This is a genomic window from Aeromonas caviae, assembly GCF_000819785.1.
In the GTDB taxonomy this organism is placed as follows: domain Bacteria; phylum Pseudomonadota; class Gammaproteobacteria; order Enterobacterales; family Aeromonadaceae; genus Aeromonas; species Aeromonas caviae.
The window spans coordinates 69,130-86,637 of sequence record NZ_CDBK01000044.1 but is presented as its reverse complement, the minus strand read 5'-3'; the positions used below and the strand labels follow the sequence as shown (position 1 = coordinate 86,637).

At 64.5% G+C, this 17,508-nt stretch carries 16 protein-coding genes; 7 read left to right on the top strand and 9 right to left on the bottom strand.

The features are described from left to right. Nucleotides 1–81 precede the first annotated feature (81 nt). Together BN1120_RS07095 and BN1120_RS21540 are read left to right on the top strand one after the other, a co-directional pair. Nucleotides 82–1,359, top strand: coding sequence for a cation:proton antiporter (locus tag BN1120_RS07095; protein ID WP_041214319.1), 1,278 nt, complete (start codon nucleotides 82–84; stop codon nucleotides 1,357–1,359). 471 nt (nucleotides 1,360–1,830) lie between these two features. Next, entirely contained in the window at nucleotides 1,831–2,007 is a 177-nt protein-coding gene (locus BN1120_RS21540) for a hypothetical protein (protein WP_010672653.1), read from the top strand. A gap of 103 nt (nucleotides 2,008–2,110) precedes the next feature. On the opposite strand, the gene BN1120_RS07090 is transcribed toward BN1120_RS21540, so the two are convergent. Next, complete coding sequence (locus BN1120_RS07090) at nucleotides 2,111–2,632, bottom strand: GNAT family N-acetyltransferase (RefSeq protein ID WP_042015334.1); 522 nt, start codon at nucleotides 2,630–2,632, stop codon at nucleotides 2,111–2,113. A gap of 141 nt (nucleotides 2,633–2,773) precedes the next feature. Between BN1120_RS07090 and BN1120_RS07085 the strand changes: the two genes are divergently transcribed. Then, nucleotides 2,774–3,037 (top strand): hypothetical protein, encoded by a 264-nt coding sequence (locus BN1120_RS07085; protein ID WP_039040440.1) that lies wholly within the window; start codon nucleotides 2,774–2,776, stop codon nucleotides 3,035–3,037. Nucleotides 3,038–3,111: 74 nt separating this feature from the next. Next, a complete protein-coding gene (ypfJ, locus tag BN1120_RS07080; protein WP_042015333.1) occupies nucleotides 3,112–3,966 on the top strand; it encodes a KPN_02809 family neutral zinc metallopeptidase in 855 nt (284 codons plus the stop codon). A gap of 73 nt (nucleotides 3,967–4,039) precedes the next feature. On the opposite strand, the gene BN1120_RS07075 is transcribed toward ypfJ, so the two are convergent. Further along, a complete protein-coding gene (locus BN1120_RS07075) occupies nucleotides 4,040–4,717 on the bottom strand; it encodes a Dph6-related ATP pyrophosphatase (RefSeq protein ID WP_042015332.1) in 678 nt (225 codons plus the stop codon). Between the two features lie 154 nt (nucleotides 4,718–4,871). On the opposite strand from BN1120_RS07075, the gene BN1120_RS07070 reads away from it, so the two are divergent. The 3 genes from BN1120_RS07070 (at nucleotide 4,872) to BN1120_RS07060 (ending at nucleotide 7,394) form a co-directional block, all read left to right on the top strand. Continuing rightward, the gene (locus tag BN1120_RS07070; protein WP_039040437.1) at nucleotides 4,872–6,188 is read left to right on the top strand and encodes an MFS transporter; all 1,317 of its coding nucleotides are present in this window, start codon (nucleotides 4,872–4,874) and stop codon (nucleotides 6,186–6,188) included. A 120-nt stretch (nucleotides 6,189–6,308) separates the two neighbouring features. Continuing rightward, nucleotides 6,309–7,025: a MarC family NAAT transporter gene (locus BN1120_RS07065; RefSeq protein WP_042015331.1), complete on the top strand. Its 717-nt coding sequence runs from the start codon at nucleotides 6,309–6,311 to the stop codon at nucleotides 7,023–7,025. 165 nt (nucleotides 7,026–7,190) lie between these two features. Then, nucleotides 7,191–7,394, top strand: coding sequence for a hypothetical protein (locus tag BN1120_RS07060; RefSeq protein ID WP_041212219.1), 204 nt, complete (start codon nucleotides 7,191–7,193; stop codon nucleotides 7,392–7,394). Nucleotides 7,395–7,497: 103 nt separating this feature from the next. Here the strand turns inward: BN1120_RS07060 and tldD are convergent, their stop codons facing one another. The 7 genes from tldD to mreC all read right to left on the bottom strand — a co-directional run bounded on the left by tldD (nucleotide 7,498) and on the right by mreC (nucleotide 17,488). Beyond that, nucleotides 7,498–8,946, bottom strand: coding sequence for a metalloprotease TldD (gene tldD, locus BN1120_RS07055; RefSeq protein ID WP_042015330.1), 1,449 nt, complete (start codon nucleotides 8,944–8,946; stop codon nucleotides 7,498–7,500). 57 nt (nucleotides 8,947–9,003) lie between these two features. Continuing rightward, nucleotides 9,004–9,810 (bottom strand): carbon-nitrogen hydrolase family protein, encoded by an 807-nt coding sequence (locus BN1120_RS07050; protein ID WP_042015328.1) that lies wholly within the window; start codon nucleotides 9,808–9,810, stop codon nucleotides 9,004–9,006. A gap of 192 nt (nucleotides 9,811–10,002) precedes the next feature. After that, complete coding sequence (locus tag BN1120_RS07045) at nucleotides 10,003–13,905, bottom strand: YhdP family protein (protein ID WP_042015326.1); 3,903 nt, start codon at nucleotides 13,903–13,905, stop codon at nucleotides 10,003–10,005. Continuing rightward, nucleotides 13,906–15,375 carry a ribonuclease G gene (gene rng, locus BN1120_RS07040; protein WP_010672637.1) on the bottom strand — a complete coding sequence of 490 codons (1,470 nt, stop codon included), beginning with the start codon at nucleotides 15,373–15,375 and terminating at the stop codon, nucleotides 13,906–13,908. Nucleotides 15,376–15,454: 79 nt separating this feature from the next. Beyond that, nucleotides 15,455–16,042 (bottom strand): Maf family protein, encoded by a 588-nt coding sequence (locus tag BN1120_RS07035; RefSeq protein WP_010672636.1) that lies wholly within the window; start codon nucleotides 16,040–16,042, stop codon nucleotides 15,455–15,457. Nucleotides 16,043–16,094: 52 nt separating this feature from the next. Then, the gene (gene mreD, locus BN1120_RS07030) at nucleotides 16,095–16,580 is read right to left on the bottom strand and encodes a rod shape-determining protein MreD (RefSeq protein WP_010672635.1); all 486 of its coding nucleotides are present in this window, start codon (nucleotides 16,578–16,580) and stop codon (nucleotides 16,095–16,097) included. Beyond that, the gene (gene mreC / locus BN1120_RS07025) at nucleotides 16,580–17,488 is read right to left on the bottom strand and encodes a rod shape-determining protein MreC (protein ID WP_029313545.1); all 909 of its coding nucleotides are present in this window, start codon (nucleotides 17,486–17,488) and stop codon (nucleotides 16,580–16,582) included. The genes mreD and mreC overlap by 1 nt, the downstream gene beginning before the upstream one ends. Between the last annotated feature and the right edge of the window lie 20 nt (nucleotides 17,489–17,508).

Sequence of the window (17,508 nt, the reverse complement as noted above, 5' to 3'; positions counted from 1 at the left end):
AGCATGATCTAACCCGGGAGTACCCTATGCCCGTCCTCAAGAGGGATACGTGCTTGCTGTTTACCAAAGAGAAAAATAACTATGAGCGTCTACTACACACTCTGCTTCCTGGCAGCGTTGGCGATCTTCATCGCCTTTGCCAACCAGTATGTTGTGAAGATCCAGACCACCATCGCCATCACTGCGGGCTCCATGCTGATCTCCGCGCTGCTGGTGCTGTTTGGCAAACTGGGTTGGTTCAATCTGGAGCCTCTCGCCATCAAGACCATGGAGAGCATCGACTTCCAGAACTTCCTGTTGAAGGGGATCCTGGGCTTCCTGCTGTTCGCCGGCGGCCTTGGCATCAACCTCAAGGCCTTGCGTAGCCAGAAGTGGGAAATCACCATTCTGGCCATAGCCGCCACCCTGCTCTCCACCTTCCTCATCGGCTACGGCTTCTGGTTCATCGCCAAGCTGCTGGGCTGGGATGTGCCGCTGGTCTACTGCATGTTGTTCGGTGCCCTGATCTCCCCCACCGACCCCATCGCCGTACTGGCCATCGTCAAGAAGATGAAGGCGCCACCCCAGATCGCCATCCAGATCGAGGGGGAATCCCTGTTCAACGACGGTGTCGGTCTGGTCATCTTCGCCACCGTGTTTGCCGTGGCCTTTGGCGGCGTGGAGCCCACCTTCGGCAGCGTGGCCGGTCTGTTCCTGCATGAGGCTCTCGGCGGCATCCTGTTCGGGGCCGTGCTGGGACTCATCGCCCACGTGATGATCAGCGCCACCGACGACGGCTCCCTGGAGCTGCTGCTGACCCTCTGCATCCCGACCGCGGGCTTCGCCTTCGCCAACATGATCGGCGTCTCCGGCGCCCTGGCCATGGTGGTGACCGGCATCATGATCGGCAACTGGACCCGTCATTCCGGCTTCTCCGAGCAGAGCCAGCACCACCTGGATCACTTCTGGGAGTTGATGGATCAGTTCCTCAACGCCCTGCTGTTCCTGCTGATCGGTCTGGCACTGGTGCTGCTGGACCTCGACTGGCGCGACTGGATCCTGCTGGTCATCGCGGTGCCGCTCTGCCTGGCTGCCCGCTTCATCAGCGTCTCCCTGCCCTATGTGACGTTCCGCAAGTTCCGCAGCTACAACACCTTCTCGGTGCGCATCCTCACCTGGGGCGGCCTGCGTGGCGGTCTGGCCATGGCCATGGCCCTGGCACTGCCATCCGGTGTCATGATGATCCCGGAGCACAACGTCGATCTGCGCCAGGTGATCCTGGTGATGACCTACTCGGTGGTGATGTTCTCCATCGTGGTACAGGGCATGACCATTACCCCCATGATCACCGCCGCCAAGAAGGCCTGCGGCGACGCCTGAGCCCGTCCCTGACCGGCAATGAAAAGGGCTCCCTCGGGAGCCCTTTTGCCGTCCCCGTGGCCGTGAAAAACAGGGAATGACTGGGTGAACGCACAATTAGTGTTTGCTTTTTACACATTTCGAGGAGAGAATGCGCGCCGGCTAGTTAATCAGCCCTGATTATGTTCGCAATGCTTCACCTCACGATGAATCCTGCCAGTACCCGCATAACCTTCTTCTGATTTACTCGCCTTGAGAACCGTTCAGGCTGTCTGCCTGCGTTGCCCGGCTCTCACGGTGCAGACCCGATCTGCCCACTCCCAAGTAGCATCATGCATCCGCGTGGTCCTTGGCGCCTTCCTTGAAAGTGCAGACGCCCCTGAACCGGGCTGGGTATTCCTGCGCGCTCGTCCGCCATCGTGCTGACCGCGCCCATTGACCTGACATTTGCCAATACAAGGAGCAAACACTTAATTTATATAGAGAAATACCATGATGAAACACGTACAGATCCGCAAACCCCTGCGTCGCAGCAAACCCATCAACCTGCCCGTGCAAGAGCACGACGACGATGCGTTCCTGATCCAGTTCAGCACCCGCTTCAGCGGCGGCTTCGCCATCTCCTGTGATGGTATCGCCGGCGAGTTCTCCATCGAAGAGCTCAACTGACTTTGCCTGCCCACCGGCAGAGCCCGATGCAGACAGGCCGCAACTCACGGCGGCCTCCTTGCCTGACGTCATAGTCTGCATGGTCCCACCACCCGAGCGATGACTAGACCCCGCAAGTCTCCTTGTCCGGCGCCTCCAGCAGCAGGCACTCCTCCTCGCCGGCTCCCAGCCTGACCCGTTTGCCCTGACTCAGCCCCAGCTTGGCGAGTAGCCGGACCGAGCGCTCATTGCCCGGGGTGACGATGGCGACCACCCGCTCGATGCCGAGCCGTTCACGGCCATCTGCCATGGCCGCCCGCGCGGCTTCGATGGCATAGCCCTGGCCGCGCCAGGCGGGCAGGAAAGCATAGCCGATGTCTTCACAGGGCAGGGTATCGCGCTTGATCAGACCGCAGATGCCGAGCCTGGCCCCGTCTTCCCGCCGCACCACCAGATAGAGTCCGTGACCGTGGCGGGCATAACTGACCGCAGGCCCCTGCTGGATGTAGTTTTCGGCATCCGCCAGGGTACGCACCCCGCGATCGCCGATGTAGCGGTGAAAATCACCATCGTTGAGCAGTTCGAGAATGAAGGGGGCATCGACAATGGTCAGTTTGCGCAGTTCCAGGCGCTCGGAGAGGATCATGACATGGGCTCGTTCGGCAGTAGAGAGTGTCCAAGACTGCTCCCGCCCCGCTTCCTTGGCAAGACCCGGAGGATATTTTCGCCCCCGGGAGCCGCGTCCCCGCTATACTGCCCACCCCATGGAACAGGCAGGAGAACGGCCATGACCGATACCCCCGAATTTTTTGATGAAGAGACACTGCTGGAGATGGTGGAGAACCAGCTCGCCGACGGCCATCCCCTCCAGGTGAAAGCCACCCTGATGCGCCTGGTGATGAAGGGCACCCCGCGGGAAGAGGCGCTGCAATACATCGCCTGCGCCCTGGGCGCCGAACTCATGGCCATGGAGGCCGAACAGGGCCCCTTCAACCTCGTCCGTTACGGCGAGTTCCTCGACAGCCTGCCCGAGATGCCCTGGGCCGAATGACCCGGGCCGATTAGGCAAGCCCCGGCGCCAGCCATTATCATTACCGCCACCACCAATGACGGGAGTATGGGGATATGCGCTGGCAAGATCGCCGTGAGAGCAACAATGTGGAAGACCGACGCCAGCAAGGCGGCGGCAACGGGGGCGGCGGCCTGCCCATCGGTGGCAAGGGGCGTCTGATCCTGCTGGTGGTGGTCATGGTGGCGGGGTACTACGGCGTGGACCTCGGCCCCCTGCTGCAGGATCCGGCCCCGCAGAGCCAGCCCCAGCGTCAGAACTCGTCCCAGGCTGCCAACGATCCCCTCGCCCGCTTCACCTCGGTGATGCTCGCCTCCACGGAGGACGCCTGGGGCGAGATGTTCCAGCAAAGCGGCAACCACTATCAGGCCCCCAGACTGGTGCTCTATCGCGGTGCGACCCGCACCGGCTGCGGCCAGGGGCAGTCGGTGATGGGGCCCTTCTACTGTCCGGCCGACAGCACCGTCTACATCGATCTCTCCTTCTATCAGGACATGCGCGACAAGCTGGGGGCCGACGGCGACTTCGCCCAGGGCTATGTGATCGCCCACGAGGTGGGCCACCACGTGCAGAACCTGCTCGGCATCTCCACCAAGGTGCGCCAGCAGCAACAGGGGCTGAGCCAGGTCGCCCAGAACCGGTTGTCGGTCAAGCTCGAACTCCAGGCGGACTGCTTCGCCGGGGTCTGGGGCCACTACATGGAAAAAGAGCAGGTGCTGGAGCGCGGCGATCTGGAAGAGGCGCTCAACGCCGCCCAGGCCATCGGCGACGACAGGTTGCAGCAGCAGGGTCAGGGCCGGGTCGTTCCCGACAGCTTCACCCACGGCACCTCGGCCCAGCGCCTCGCCTGGTTCAAACGCGGTTTTGACAGCGGCAAGCCCGCCAGTTGCGACACCTTCGCCGCCCGCTGAAGGGGGCAAACGCAAAGGGGCCGATTCCTCACGGAGCCGGCCCCTTTCCTTTCTCACCCGAGGGGGTCTTCCCTCATTCGGGATCCTCCGCCAGCAGATCGGTGAAGACGAAGCCGTCCCGCAGCACCGTCTCCCCCACCCGGATGGGCAGGGGATGCAGGAACATGGGGCCGTCCCAGGCCAGGGTGTGAAACTCCCCGTTCTCGCCGCAGGGATCCACCCCGGCGGGCAGGGCAGCCAGGAAGGCCGGACCGAATTCATGACCACCTAACCCGGCGTCCAGCTTGCCCGGATCCAGGGTGCAGACCCTGGCCTTGAGCCCGGCGTCGATCATCGCCTGCGCCAGCTCGGTCGTGTCGCTGCCCCAGAGCGGGAAGAGCGGCGTGATGCCGGTCCCCGCCAGTTGCCGCTCCCGATAGGCGCGCACATCCTCAAGAAAGAGATCCCCGAACGCCATGTGGTGAATGCCCTTGGCCTGCACATCGGCGATGAAGCCCGTCATGATGCGCCCATACTCCTCGTTGCTGCAGGGCCAGGGCAGGTCGATGGTGATCAGCGGCAAGCCCACGCACTCAGCCTGTGCCAACAACAACTGCTTGCGCACCCCGTGCATGGCCACCCGCTCGAACGCCTGGTTGAGGGTGGTGAACAGCCCCACCACCTCGATGGCCGGATCCTCGCGCAGGCGATGCAAGGCCCAGGCGCTGTCTTTTCCGCTGCTCCAGGAGAGCAGTACCTTTTTCTTCGTCATGATCTCTCCAGCTACTTGCCGCACCGTGCTGCAAGACAGTGTTGCGAATTGTGCGATTTACATTGCGGGACACAAAAGCATACCCTCGTGGGTGAGCGTATCCCCGCAGCACACCGGGGAGAATAACTAAAAAAACGATGGGAAACATAAGGATATGAGTAAAGTCAGCACATCGCACGACCACGGTCGCCCCCTCAATCGACAGGATTACAAGACCCTGAGCCTGGCGGCGCTGGGCGGCGCCCTCGAATTCTACGACTTCATCATCTTCGTCTTCTTCGCCGTGGTCATCGGCGAGCTCTTCTTCCCGGCCGACATTCCCGAGTGGCTGCGCCAGTTCCAGACCTTCGGCATCTTCGCCGCCGGCTACCTGGCCCGCCCCCTGGGGGGCATCATCATGGCCCACTTTGGCGATCTCATCGGCCGCAAGCGGATGTTCACCCTCAGCATCATCCTGATGGCCTTGCCGACCCTGCTGATCGGCCTGTTGCCCACCTACGCCGTGCTCGGCATCGCCGCCCCCCTGCTGTTGCTGCTGCTGCGGATCCTGCAAGGGGCCGCCATCGGCGGGGAAGTCCCCGGTGCCTGGGTCTTCGTGGCCGAACATGTGCCCGCCCGCCGGGTCGGTGTCGCCTGCGGCACCCTCACCGCAGGGCTGACCGCCGGCATCCTGCTCGGCTCCCTGGTGGCGACCGCCATCAACCGTGGCATGAGCCCGGGCGACGTGAGCGACTGGGGCTGGCGTCTGGCCTTCGTGCTCGGCGGCGTGTTCGGCATCGTCGCCATGTACCTGCGTCGCTGGCTGCACGAAACCCCGGTCTTCGCCGAGATGCAGGCCAACAAGTCCCTGGCCGAGGAGCTGCCCCTCAAGACGGTGCTGCGTGAACACAAGGGCAGCGTCGTCGTCTCCATGCTGCTGACCTGGCTGCTCTCCGCCGGCATAGTAGTGGTGATCCTGATGACCCCGACCTATCTGCAGAAGGTGCACGGCATCAGCCCGGCCGATGCCCTGACCGCCAACTCCCTGGCCATCGTCGCCCTCACCCTGGGCTGCATCGTCTATGGCCGGCTGATCGATGCCATCGGCAGCGGTCCTACCTTCATCCTGGGCTCCCTGCTGCTGGCCGGCGCCACTTATACCTTCTACCACAGCCTGGCAGCCGGCACGGATCAGCTGGTGCCCCTCTACATGCTGGCGGGCTTTGCGGTGGGGATCGTCGGCGCCGTGCCCTACGTCATGGTCAATGCCTTCCCGCCGGTGGTGCGCTTCTCCGGGCTGTCGTTCTCCTACAACGTGGCCTACGCCATCTTCGGCGGCCTCACCCCCATGCTGGTCACCCTCTGGATGAAGGAGGACGTGCTGGCCCCCTCCCACTATGTGGTCAGCCTGGCCGCCCTCGGTTTCGTGCTCGGCATCTGGCTCTGGCTGCGCCAGCGCGGCCAACGCCAGGCCACCCCGCAGGCCGCCTGATCCTTCCCAAGCAAGCCCCGCACTGTCGGGGCTTGTTCTTTGCGGATATCATCGACCGGGTGGCGGTCCGCTGCGGACCTGCCAGCTCACCCCAATCCGTCCATCTGCCCGAGGTCCACTATGTTCTTCCAGGTCGTCTTTCTCGCCTTGCTGGCCCTGCTGCCCATGGTCAACCCGCCCACCACGGCCACCCTGCTGCTGGGATTGAGCAAGGGCATGTCCCGCGAGCACATTCGCCGCCAGATCAACATGGCCGCCCTCTATCTGTTCGCCACCCTGTGCGTCAGCTTCTTCATCGGATCCTCCATCCTGGATCTGTTCGGGATCTCCATTCCCGGCCTGCGCCTGGCCGGTGGCCTCATCATCGCCTTCATCGGCTTTCGCATGCTGTTCCCCTCGCCAAACCAGTCTGCCGGGGTCGAGGCCAACCAGAATATCGCCTTCGTGCCCCTGACCATGCCCAGCATGTGCGGACCCGGCACCATGGCGCTGGTGATCAGCGGCGCGGCCCAGATCGCCGAGCTGCCGGCCGAGGCCGATCGCGTCGTCATCTATGCCGCCATGGTCACCGCCTTCGCCCTGATGAGCCTGATCAGCTGGGGTGTGCTCAAGCTGGCAGATCCCGTGTGCAAGATCCTGGGAGCCACCGGCATCGACGCCATGACCCGCATCATGGGTTTCCTGCTGGTGTGCATGGGTATGCAGTTCTGCATCAACGGCGTCAAGGAGGTGGCGCAGGATCCCGTCTTCCATGGCCAGGTGATGGAACAACCCGCTGCCGCCTTGCCGTCCCATGCCGGATCTACCACCCTCGATCATCTTGCCGTGCCGCGCTAGCCCTGATTGAAAACGGTGTCATTTTTCGTGCAAATCCCTCCTGATCTTGCGCCTGATCATATTGCCTTCATCTTGATGGGGTAGTCTGGTTTTTGTACAGGCAGGGTTCAGAAGGTTGCCGCTAGCGTGGCATGTGCTGACCCCATCACTTGAGGAGATATGCAAATGGAAAAGATGCTGACCGAGATTGGAAGCTACAGCCTGTTTCATGAGTATCTGAACGTGGTCGGTGCCGCCAGCCCCGCGCTGACCCGGATCAAGACAGGATGGGAGTTCAAGCGAAAGGATCGCCTGCTCGCCCAGATAAGGGTGGATGACCACGGCCACGCCCGCTTCTTCATCGACGCCCGCGCCATTTCGGTCAACTGACCCGACCCCTTTCCCAGCCCCGGCGCCTGCCGGGGCTTTTTATTGCTTGCGCGTTCCAATAAAAACCCCGGCGCCGGGCCGGGGTTTACAAAGGTGTGTGACCTTACTGGGTGCCGCCCACGGTGAGCTGATCCAGCTTGAGGGTGGGCTGGCCGACGCCGACCGGCACGCTCTGCCCCTCCTTGCCGCAGACCCCGACCCCGCGATCCAGCGCGAGATCACGGCCCACCATGGAAACCTGGCTCATCGCCTCGGGGCCGTTGCCGATCAGGGTCGCCCCCTTGATGGGCGCGGTGATCCTGCCATCCTCGATCAGGTAGGCCTCGGAGGCGGAGAAGACGAACTTGCCGGAGGTGATGTCCACCTGGCCGCCACCGAAGTTGGGGGCATAGATCCCCTTCTTCACCGAGGCGATGATCTCGGCCGGATCGTACTGACCCGCCAGCATGTAGGTGTTGGTCATGCGCGGCATCGGCAGGGCGGCGTAGGATTCGCGGCGGCCGTTGCCGGTGAGCGGCACCCCCATCAGGCGGGCGTTCTGCTTGTCCTGCAGATAGCCCTTGAGGATGCCGTTCTCGATCAGCACGTTGTAACCGCCCGGCGTCCCCTCGTCGTCGATGGAGACGGAGCCGCGCCGACCCGGCAGGGTGCCGTCATCGACGATGGTGCAGTGTTTGGAAGCCACCTGCTCGCCGATGCGCCCGGCAAAGGCGGAGGAGCCCTTGCGGTTGAAGTCCCCCTCCAGACCGTGACCCACCGCCTCGTGCAGCAGCACACCGGGCCAGCCGGCACCGAGCACCACCGGCATGGTGCCGGCCGGGGCGTCGATGGCGTCGAGGTTGACCAGGGCCTGGCGCACCGCTTCGCGCACATAGCCAAACGCCCGGCTCTCCAGTCCGTCCAGCGCCAGGAAATAGTCGTAGCCGAAGCGGCCACCACCACCGGCACTGCCGCGCTCACGGCGATCCCCCTTCTCGGCGATGACGGTCACCGAGAGGCGCACCAACGGACGCACGTCGGCGGCCAGGGTGCCGTCGGTGGCGGCTACCAGCACCTCTTCATAGACGCCGCTGATGGAGGCCATCACCTGATTGATGGCGGGATCCAGACCTCTGGCGAACTTGTCCATCTGCTCCAGCAGGGCGATCTTCTGCTGCTTGTCGAGGGTCTGCAGCGGATCCAGCGCCGGGTAGAGCAGGTTTGCTTCGGTGCGAGCCCACGCCTTCACCTTGCCCTGCGCACCGGCGGCCGCGATGCCACGGGCGGCGGTCACCGACTGCTGCAGCGCCAGCAGGCTCAGCTCGTCAGAGTAGGCGAAACCGGTCTTCTCGCCGCTGACGGCGCGCACCCCCACCCCCTGATCGATGTTGTAGCTGCCATCCTTGACGATGCCGTCCTCCAGCATCCAGGACTCGTGCCAGCTGCGCTGGAAATAGAGGTCGCCGAACTCCACCTGATGGCTCATCAGGCTGCCGAGCAGCTGTTGCAGCCGCCCTTCGTCGAGATCGTTCGGGGCCAACAGGGAGGCACTAACCTGGCTCAATAGACTCAAATCTTTCTCTCCACTCTCATGCGAGATGTCGTAACGGTTAAATCCACGGCCGCGGGCTCACAGCAGGCGGGCGTGTTGCAGCACCGGCATGGTGCGTTTCAATTCATCGATCAGGGCCCCATCCAGCGGCGCCAGCACGGTGCCCTGCCCCGACGCCCGACAGGCCAGCACCCGGCCCCAGGGGTCGATCACCATGCTGTGGCCCCAGGTCTTGCGCCCCGTCTCGTGGGTGCCCCCCTGGTTGGCGGCCACCACGTAGCACTGGTTCTCGATGGCACGGGCCCGCAACAGGGGCTCCCAGTGCGCCTCGCCGGTGACGGCGGTAAAGGCGGCAGGCACCAGCAGCACCCGGGCACCGGCCCGGGCCAACTGGCGGTACAGCTCGGGAAAGCGCAGATCATAACAGATAGAGAGGCCGAGGGGACCAAAGGGGGAGTCCACCAGCACAGGCTGATCACCCGGGCTGAAGGTCTCCGACTCCCGGTAGCGGCCGTGATTGTCCGCCACGTCCACGTCGAACAGGTGGATCTTGTGGTAGTGCCCCTTGAGCTCGCCGTCGGGATCGAACACCAGGGTACTGGTGTGGATGTGGTCGGCACCGGCGATGGCGGTGGGCATGGCCCCGGCCACCAGCCAGATGCCGTGGGATTTGGCCCAATCAGAGAGTTGCTGCTGGATTGGGCCATTTCCCAATGGCTCTGCCCCGTCCAGATACCCCTGCCGCTCGCCAAAGAGGGCAAAGTTTTCCGGCAGCAGCACCAGCAAGGGGCGCTCCCCGGGCAGACTCGCCAGCTCGGCGGCGATCCGCTCCCGGTTATCCTGCCAGGTACGACCCGAAATCAACTGCATGGCGGCTAGCCACATGATGCGCTCCTTCTGTTGGGCGAGCCGGTGACCGGTGACACAAGGCCTCCTCGGCTCGCGGGGCAATATCCGCACTCTTCTGTTGGGCGAGCCGGTAACCGGTGACACAAGGCCTTCTCGGCTCGCGGGGCAATATCTGCACTATGAGGGGTTTGGCGGCCGGGGGAAAGTCCCCCAGCCCGGCGCTGGCCCTCAGCGCTGACCCGAGCCCTGATGCTTGGGATTGAGCAGGAAGGGGGTGACCTCCTTGGCGGGCAGGCCGGGCGCCACCGCATCCACCGCCTCCTTCTGCTGCTGGTTGAGCTTGATGCGGGCGCGATCCCGCCCCGCCTCCACCAGCTTGGGGGCGTCCAGCGGGCCGGAGACCCGAAAATCGATGCGGGTCACCACGTCCACCACGGGCTCCAGCAGCTTGGAGAGGGCCAGCACATAGAGTCCGGTGATGGGAGTCAGGGAGAAGGCCGCCACCACGGGCAGGGTGCCCCCCAGGTTCGGAGAGAAGCTCAGATCAAAGTCGAGCCGCCAGCGCACCAGATCCGCGATGCCCTTGCCCCGCAGGTTGCCCGCCGCCCCCTTCATGTAGAAGTCGTTGTTCTCCACCACCCCCTGATTGACCTTGGCGGAGGCGGACATGGACTCGAAATAGAAGCCCTTGTCGAAGACGTCGCGAAAATCGAGGCGCAGCTTGCGCATCAGGGAGTCGAGGCTCAGCAGGGAGAGCAGCCGGGCCCCCTTGTCGTTGACCTCCCGCAGGGTCCCCCCCTCCAGTTGGTAGTCGGCGCTGCCCGCCAGAGTCGGCAGGCTCAGGCGGTAGGGCACGTCACGCCAGTTCAGATCCAGCGCCAGCTTGCCCGGGGCATCCCCGATGGGTGAGGTGTAGCCGAGCCGCTTGAGCAGCAGCTCGCTGTTGCGGGTCTCGAGGTTCACCCTGGCACGGGTCTGCATCTGGCTGCCACGGGCCAGCCACTCGGCGCTGCCGCGCAGGGTGCTGCCCGCCAGGCGCATCTCCAGTCCCTTGAGATCCAGCCGGTTGGCCCCGGGCAGCAGCTCCCCCTTCACCTCACCCAGGGGCAGCTCGCCGAAGCGGCAATCCACGCAGCTGAAGGTGAGCCAGGGAATGGCATTCATGATGGCCCTGTCCTGGCGCTCATCGGGATCCGGGCTGAGATCGGTCCCCTTGCCGGACCAGTAGATACGGGCAAACTTGGCATCGATGGGGCGCCCATCGGCCACCGGCACCCGCACCACCCCCATCACGTCGGGGCTGTCGATCATCACCTCGGTGGCCTGGTTCACCGGCCCCAGGGTGAAGTGCACCGCCTTGAGGCTGGCGCTGCCGATGTCGGCACGGGCCAGCTGGCCATCCACCCACCACTCCTGGGGCAAGAAAGCGGGACCCACCACCGCATTGCCCTGCGTCGCCTGCGCCTTGGCCGGCAGCCACTGCTTGAGACGGGCCAGCCAGCCGGCTACGTCCGCCTGCTGCTGGTTGATGGCGAGCAGCATGGGCTTGTCCTGCATCACCCGCGCCCCGGGCTGGCCGATATTGACCCGCACCCGGCTGAGGTAGGGCACGCCGTCGCCGTACACCAGGCGGCTCTGCATGTCGATGTCCGCCCCCAGCACGGCGCGGATGTCGGCGCTGCCATCCCGCCCACGGGCCGTCACCTTGAGGGGCAGCCGGGTACCCGCCGCCTTGGTCAGGGGCACGGGCAGATCCAGCCCCATGCCCTGCAGGTTGGAGTCCAGCGCCAGCTGGAAGCTGAACGCCTTGTTCTCGGGCAGGGTCAGCCCCAGGGTACCTGACCAGTTGCTGCGCCCCTGGAGCATCTCGAGGGCCGGTATATCCCGGCGCTGGCGGCGGCTGTCCCACTGCCCCTGGAACTTGAGGTCGGCCTGATAGCCGTGGGGCAGTTGCCGCCCCTGATAATCCAGGGTCAGCGGCTGGTTCCACAGGCTGGCCTTGAGGTTGTGAATGCGCGTCTGCTCGTTGTCATACTCGAGCGTCCCTGCAACCCCGTCGAGGGGCAGATCCAGGGAGGCGATCCTCACCTTGTTGTTCTTGAAGCTGGCTTCCCCGCTGGCCTTGACCTCCCCCTCGCCATCCAGCGGTATGTCGAGCTTCACCGTGCCCTTCATGGGACCGCGGATCTCCACCTCCCGCAGCGCCTGACCGACGGATCCCCCCAGCGGCGAGTCCTGCAAATAGTCGCTGATGGCCTTGCCCTCGCCCTCAACCCTGGCATCCACGTAGAGGTGAGCACCCGGATAGAGGTCCGGGATCCAGGCGTGCACCGAGTCGGAGCTGGCCTTGCCGAGCTGGGTGGCGCGGCTGTTCATGTCGAGGCTGGCGTTCTGGAACAGCAGATCGATCTGCAGGTCGGTCAGCGGCTGCCAGCCCGGGAAAAACTCGTAGGTGGCCTGTTGCAGCGGCACCGCCACCTGGAAGACGCCCTTGCCGTTGTCGTAGGGGAAGTCACGGAATTCGCCGTACCAGAGCAAGTCTGCACCCTTGGCCTTGCCCCCCTTGATGGCGCCGCTCAGGTAGCTCACCAGCCCCTCATCCATCACCGCCAGGGGGTAGTAGCGATCCGCATGGGCCGCGTTCTTGACGTCGATGCGCCCGGTCAGGGCGAGGAAGGGGTGCTCGAACAGCTCGAGGCGAAACCGGCTGGCGAGGCGCAGATCCGGGTTGTCCAGGGCAATGTCCTGGCCATAGAGCACCCAGCCTTGGGGCGCCCGCCACCAGTCGAGGGCCGCACTCAGGCTGTCCACCGGGATGGGTTCCTTGAAGTGGCGGGCCGGATCCACCTTGCCCTTGCCCAGGGTCAGGCGGGCACGCCCCCCGTTCGGGGTCAGCCAGAAGTCACCGTCCAGCTTTTGCAGACCGGGCACATCGTGCCAGGCCCGGGTCCCGAAGCCGCGCAGTTGCCCCTGCAAAGAGAGCCCCTGCCAGTCCCCGTCGGCCTGCAGGACCAGCTCCTGCAACTGGCCCCTTGGCCGGGTGCGCTTGAGGGTTTCGGTCAGCTCGGGATAGAGGCCGGAGACTAGCTGGCTCAGGTTGGCAATCTGGTCGAGATCGATGGCGGGCACATAACCCTGGATGCGCGAGCCGATGCGCTCGAGCTGCAGGCGGCTGTGCAGCCAGGTGGCGCCATCGAGCTTGAAGATGACGTCGTGGCTGGCGAGCTGCCACGCCTCGCCGTCCCGGCGCAGCTGGATCTTGCCCCCCTGCAGGTCGAGGCGATGCGGCTCCCCCTTGATCTCGTCCTTCCAGATCAGGTGGTTGTTGCCAAAGGCCAGCAGGGAGTTGCCGAGCCTGCCCTTCTCGAACTCGCTCCAGAGCTGGAAGTCGAGCTGGCCGCTCACCGGCGGCGCGCCGGCGTGGATCCGGGCCAGCATGGGGCTGATGTCCAGCTCTCTGGCCCCCAGATAGAGCTGGCCCTTGAGGCGGTCGAGCCGCACCTCGGGGGCATCCACATCGATGATGAGGTCCAGGGTGCTCTCCCCCACCCCGTTGATGAGATAGGCCTTGCCGACCCCCTGATGCCGCTTGCCGCGGTTCTGCCAGCGCAACTGGGCGATGTCGAGGGCGCGCACCTCCCCCAGTGCCGTGGTGAGGCTCAGGCGAGTGTCGTGAATGTCGAAGGTGGAGAGCTGGGTCAGCAGGAAGCGCAGCAGGGCCTCCTGCTGGTTCGCGCTCTTCCCGCTGACGGGGGTGGCGGGCTGGGTCATGTCCAGCGCGATGTTGCCGTCGCTCAGGATCAACTGGCCAAACACCGGCCTGAGTTCGTTGAGGGAGCGCCAGAAGTCGAGGTGGGCCCACACCTTGCCAAGGCGCAGGGAGAAACGCCCCGAATCGGGGGCGATGGCCAGTCCTTCCAGCCCGATTGCCGGGCCGCGGGGAGTCCAGTCCAGCCCGACGTGATCCACGCTCACCTCGAGCTGGCTCTCCCCGAGCAGGGTCCCTATCACGGCCGCCCGGTGCTGGTTGAGCAAGGGGCCGCCCAGTCGTACCACGCTGACCAGAACAGCCAGCAGCACGAAGAAGACTCCGAGGGCCAACCAGCCCCGACTCAGCCAGCGATAGACCAATTACATCATCACCACATCGAACTGTTCCTGCCCACAGAGCGGCTCGGAGACCACCCTGACCTGCTTGCCGATGAAGACTTCCAGCTCCGCCAGACTGTGGGACTCCTCCCCCCGCAGGTAATCGGCCACCGAGGGGGCCGCATAGACGGTGAACTGATCCGCGTCGTAGGCGCGGTTGACCCGGATGATCTCTCGCAGGATCTCGAAGCAGACCGACTCCACCGTCTTGACCCGGCCGCGCCCCTTGCACTCGGGGCACTCGGCGCAGAGCACGTGCTCCAGGCTCTCCCGGGTGCGCTTGCGGGTCATCTCCACCAGCCCGAGCTGGGAGAAACCGTTGACGTTGGTCTTGGCCCTGTCCTTGGCCAGCGCCAGCTCCAGGCTGTGCAGCACCCGGCGACGGTGATCCTCGGACTGCATGTCGATGAAGTCGATGATGATGATGCCGCCGAGGTTGCGCAGGCGCAGGTGACGGGCGATGGCGGCGGTGGCCTCGACGTTGGTGTTGAAGATGGTCTCTTCCAGATTGCGATGGCCGACGAAGGCGCCGGTGTTGATGTCCACCGTGGTCATGGCTTCGGTCTGATCGATGATGAGGTAGCCGCCGGATTTCAGCTCCACCTTGCGCTCCAGCGCCCGCTGGATCTCGTTCTCCACGTCGTAGAGATCGAAGATCGGCGACTCGCCGGTGTAGTACTCCAGCTTGTTGGCCAGCTCGGGCACGTACTCCTCGGTGAAGCGCTTGAGCTGATCGAAGCTCTGGCGCGAGTCGACCCGGATCTTGTCGAGCTCGGCACCGACGAAGTCACGCACCACCCTGAATGCCAGGCTGGGATCCTCGTAGAGGATCTTGCAGGGGGGGTACTTCTGCTTGCGCTCGAGGATCTTGCGCCACAGGCGCTTCAAGAAGGCGGCGTCCTGCTCCAACTCCTGCTCCCCCACCCCTTCGGCGGCGGTGCGGATGATGTAGCCGCCCAGTTCGTCCACATAGCCGGCCACGGTGCGCTTGAGGCGCTCGCGCTCCGCCTCGGATTCGATGCGCTGGGAGACCCCCACGTGGGCACTGCCCGGCATGAAGACCAGATAACGGGATGGCAGGGTGATGTCGGTGGTGAGGCGGGCCCCCTTGGTACCGAGCGGGTCTTTGACCACCTGTACCATGATGTCCTGCCCCTGGCGCACCAGTTCGGCGATGTTGCCGGCCTGGAACTGCTCCTTCTCCTTGATCGCCACGCACTCGGTATGGGGGACGATGTCGGAGGCGTGCAGGAAGGCGGCCTTGTCCATGCCGATGTCGACGAAGGCGGCCTGCATGCCGGGCAGCACGCGGCTGATCTTGCCCTTGTAGATGTTGCCCACGATGCCGCGCTTGGCCTGACGCTCCACATGCACTTCCTGCAGCAGACCGTTCTCGACCAGGGCGACCCGGGTTTCGGAGGGGGTGACGTTTACCAGCAGTTCTACCGACATAAGTTACCTTGCCTTTCTAGTTTTGAATTCTGGCACGACGAACAACGGGTAACTCAGCAGCGCACTGCTGACGAGAGGATTACCGGGTCTGCTCGAGGTGCTGCTTGATCAACAGGTCCGTCTCCAGCAGGGGCAGGCCGACCACGGCACTGTAGCTCCCCTCGAGGCGACTGACGAATTTGCCGGCAATGCCCTGGATAGCATAGGCGCCCGCCTTGTCGCACGGCTCACCGGTGCGCCAGTAGGCTTCGATCTCGGCCTCGTCCAGCTTGCGAAACGCCACGTTGGTGGTGACCAGCCGCACATCGCACCGCTCCGGGGTGGCCAGGGCCACCGCCGTCATCACCTGGTGTACCCGCCCGGAGAGGGCTTCCAGCATGTCCTTGGCGTCCAGCAGGTCGGAGGGTTTCTCCAGCACCCGCTCCCCCAGCACCACTATGGTGTCGGCCCCCAGCACAGGCAGCGCCGTGGGCGCCGCGGCCACACCGGCCATCGCCTTGTCGCGGGCCAGCCGGCAGACGTAATCCTGGGGCTTCTCACCGTCGTTGCGCAGCTCCGGCACATCCAGCTTGAGGACCTCGAAACGGTAGCCCAGGCGGGTCAGAAGCTCGTGCCGGCGGGGGGAGCCCGAGGCGAGATAGAGTTGCAGTTCGTTGTGCTTGTTCATACTTCACTCAATGAGACGATGCGCAGTTACAATGCGTTGTTTTTATTCACATTCACTTGATATTGAAGCGACGCCGCACCTTGCGCAAGACCATAAAAATCCAGGGCCATATTAACATCGTCGTCAACGTCGACCAAAAGTAGGCGAAGTTGAGGCTGGCCCGGCTGAACAGATGTTCCGCCCAGAACACGGTGATCTTCCCCACCAGGGAGAGCAGACCGATGATCAGCGCCTGCTGCCAGAGGGAGAAGTTGCGGATCTTCTGGAACTGGAAGGCCGCCAGGTAGGTGGTGATGGCCATGGCCATGGCCCGCACGCCGAGGGTGCTGCCGAGCAGCACGTCCAGCAGCAGGCCCGCCACCCAGGCGGTGCCGACGTTGGTCCGGTGCGGCAGCGCCAGCGCCCAGTAGATGAGCACCATGGCGAGCCAGTCCGGACGGAAGGGTTCGAATTGAAAGGGAAGCGGCAGGATGGAGAGGCACAGGGCCAGCAGGATCGAACACCAGATCCAGATCCTGCCGCTGGCGGGTTGCAGCATCAGCGCGTCGCCCCCGCCGCCGAGGTTGCCGTGGCCGCCGAGGCGCTTGCCGCAGGCTCAAGGGCATCCTTGTCGTGTACTTCCGGTTTCTTGTCGGTCCACAGCAGCAGCAGGTAGCGCAGACGGTCCAGCGCCACCAGCGGCTTGGCCTCGATCTGGGCGAAGGGCTTGCCCTCTACGTAGTCGGAGCGGGTCACGGTCGCCACCGGATAGCCTTCCGGGAAGCGGCCGCCGAGGCCCGAGGTCACCAGCAGATCGCCGACCTGGACGTCGGTGTTGCGGGGCAGGTTGCGCAGCTCCAGCTTGTCCAGCTCGCCGCTGCCGGAGGCGATGGCGCGCAGGTCGTTGCGCAGCACCCGCACCGGGATGCCGTGGCTGGAGTCGGTGATGAGCAGGACGCGACTGGTGGTGGAGCCCACGTGGAGCACCTGACCGACCACCCCCTGATCGTTGATCACCGGCTGGCCGTTGTAGACGCCGTCCAGCGCCCCCTTGTTGATCAGCACCTGATGGCTGAAGGGGTCGGAATCCACCGACAGCAGCTCGGCCACCATCTTGCGGGACTCCTTGTGTACCGGCGACCCCAGCAGCTCGCGCAGACGCTGGTTCTCGTGCTCCAGCTGATCCATCTTGAGCAGGCGCGAGCGCAGGGTGAACAGTTGCTGCTCCTGCTGCTTGGTCTGCTCGATGAGATCGGCGCGGGTCTGCACCTGGGTCGACATGGTGTCGAGCAGGGTGCCGGGGGCGTTGGCGATGTATTGCAGCGGGCTCACCAGGGAGCTCAGATAAACGCGGACATGGCTGAACACACCGAAGCGGGAATCCGCGACGATGGCAGCGACGGAGATGATGACGGCGAGAAACAACCGTAACTGAAGCGAAGGGCCTCTACCGAAGATGGGTTTCATGAGTCGTCAAAAAAGAGCCG

Excerpts from the sequence above, each read along its gene's own strand:
- BN1120_RS07060 (WP_041212219.1), top strand. The coding sequence starts at position 7,191 with ATGGAAAAGATGCTGACCGAGATTGGAAGCTACAGCCTGTTTCATGAG.
- BN1120_RS07070 (WP_039040437.1), top strand. The coding sequence starts at position 4,872 with ATGAGTAAAGTCAGCACATCGCACGACCACGGTCGCCCCCTCAATCGA.
- BN1120_RS07065 (WP_042015331.1), top strand. The coding sequence starts at position 6,309 with ATGTTCTTCCAGGTCGTCTTTCTCGCCTTGCTGGCCCTGCTGCCCATG.
- mreD (WP_010672635.1), bottom strand. The coding sequence starts at position 16,580 with ATGCTGCAACCCGCCAGCGGCAGGATCTGGATCTGGTGTTCGATCCTG.
- BN1120_RS07035 (WP_010672636.1), bottom strand. The coding sequence starts at position 16,042 with ATGAACAAGCACAACGAACTGCAACTCTATCTCGCCTCGGGCTCCCCC.
- rng (WP_010672637.1), bottom strand. The coding sequence starts at position 15,375 with ATGTCGGTAGAACTGCTGGTAAACGTCACCCCCTCCGAAACCCGGGTC.
- BN1120_RS07075 (WP_042015332.1), bottom strand. The coding sequence starts at position 4,717 with ATGACGAAGAAAAAGGTACTGCTCTCCTGGAGCAGCGGAAAAGACAGC.
- BN1120_RS07095 (WP_041214319.1), top strand. The coding sequence starts at position 82 with ATGAGCGTCTACTACACACTCTGCTTCCTGGCAGCGTTGGCGATCTTC.
- ypfJ (WP_042015333.1), top strand. The coding sequence starts at position 3,112 with ATGCGCTGGCAAGATCGCCGTGAGAGCAACAATGTGGAAGACCGACGC.
- BN1120_RS21540 (WP_010672653.1), top strand. The coding sequence starts at position 1,831 with ATGATGAAACACGTACAGATCCGCAAACCCCTGCGTCGCAGCAAACCC.
- mreC (WP_029313545.1), bottom strand. The coding sequence starts at position 17,488 with ATGAAACCCATCTTCGGTAGAGGCCCTTCGCTTCAGTTACGGTTGTTT.
- BN1120_RS07050 (WP_042015328.1), bottom strand. The coding sequence starts at position 9,810 with ATGTGGCTAGCCGCCATGCAGTTGATTTCGGGTCGTACCTGGCAGGAT.
- BN1120_RS07090 (WP_042015334.1), bottom strand. The coding sequence starts at position 2,632 with ATGATCCTCTCCGAGCGCCTGGAACTGCGCAAACTGACCATTGTCGAT.
- BN1120_RS07085 (WP_039040440.1), top strand. The coding sequence starts at position 2,774 with ATGACCGATACCCCCGAATTTTTTGATGAAGAGACACTGCTGGAGATG.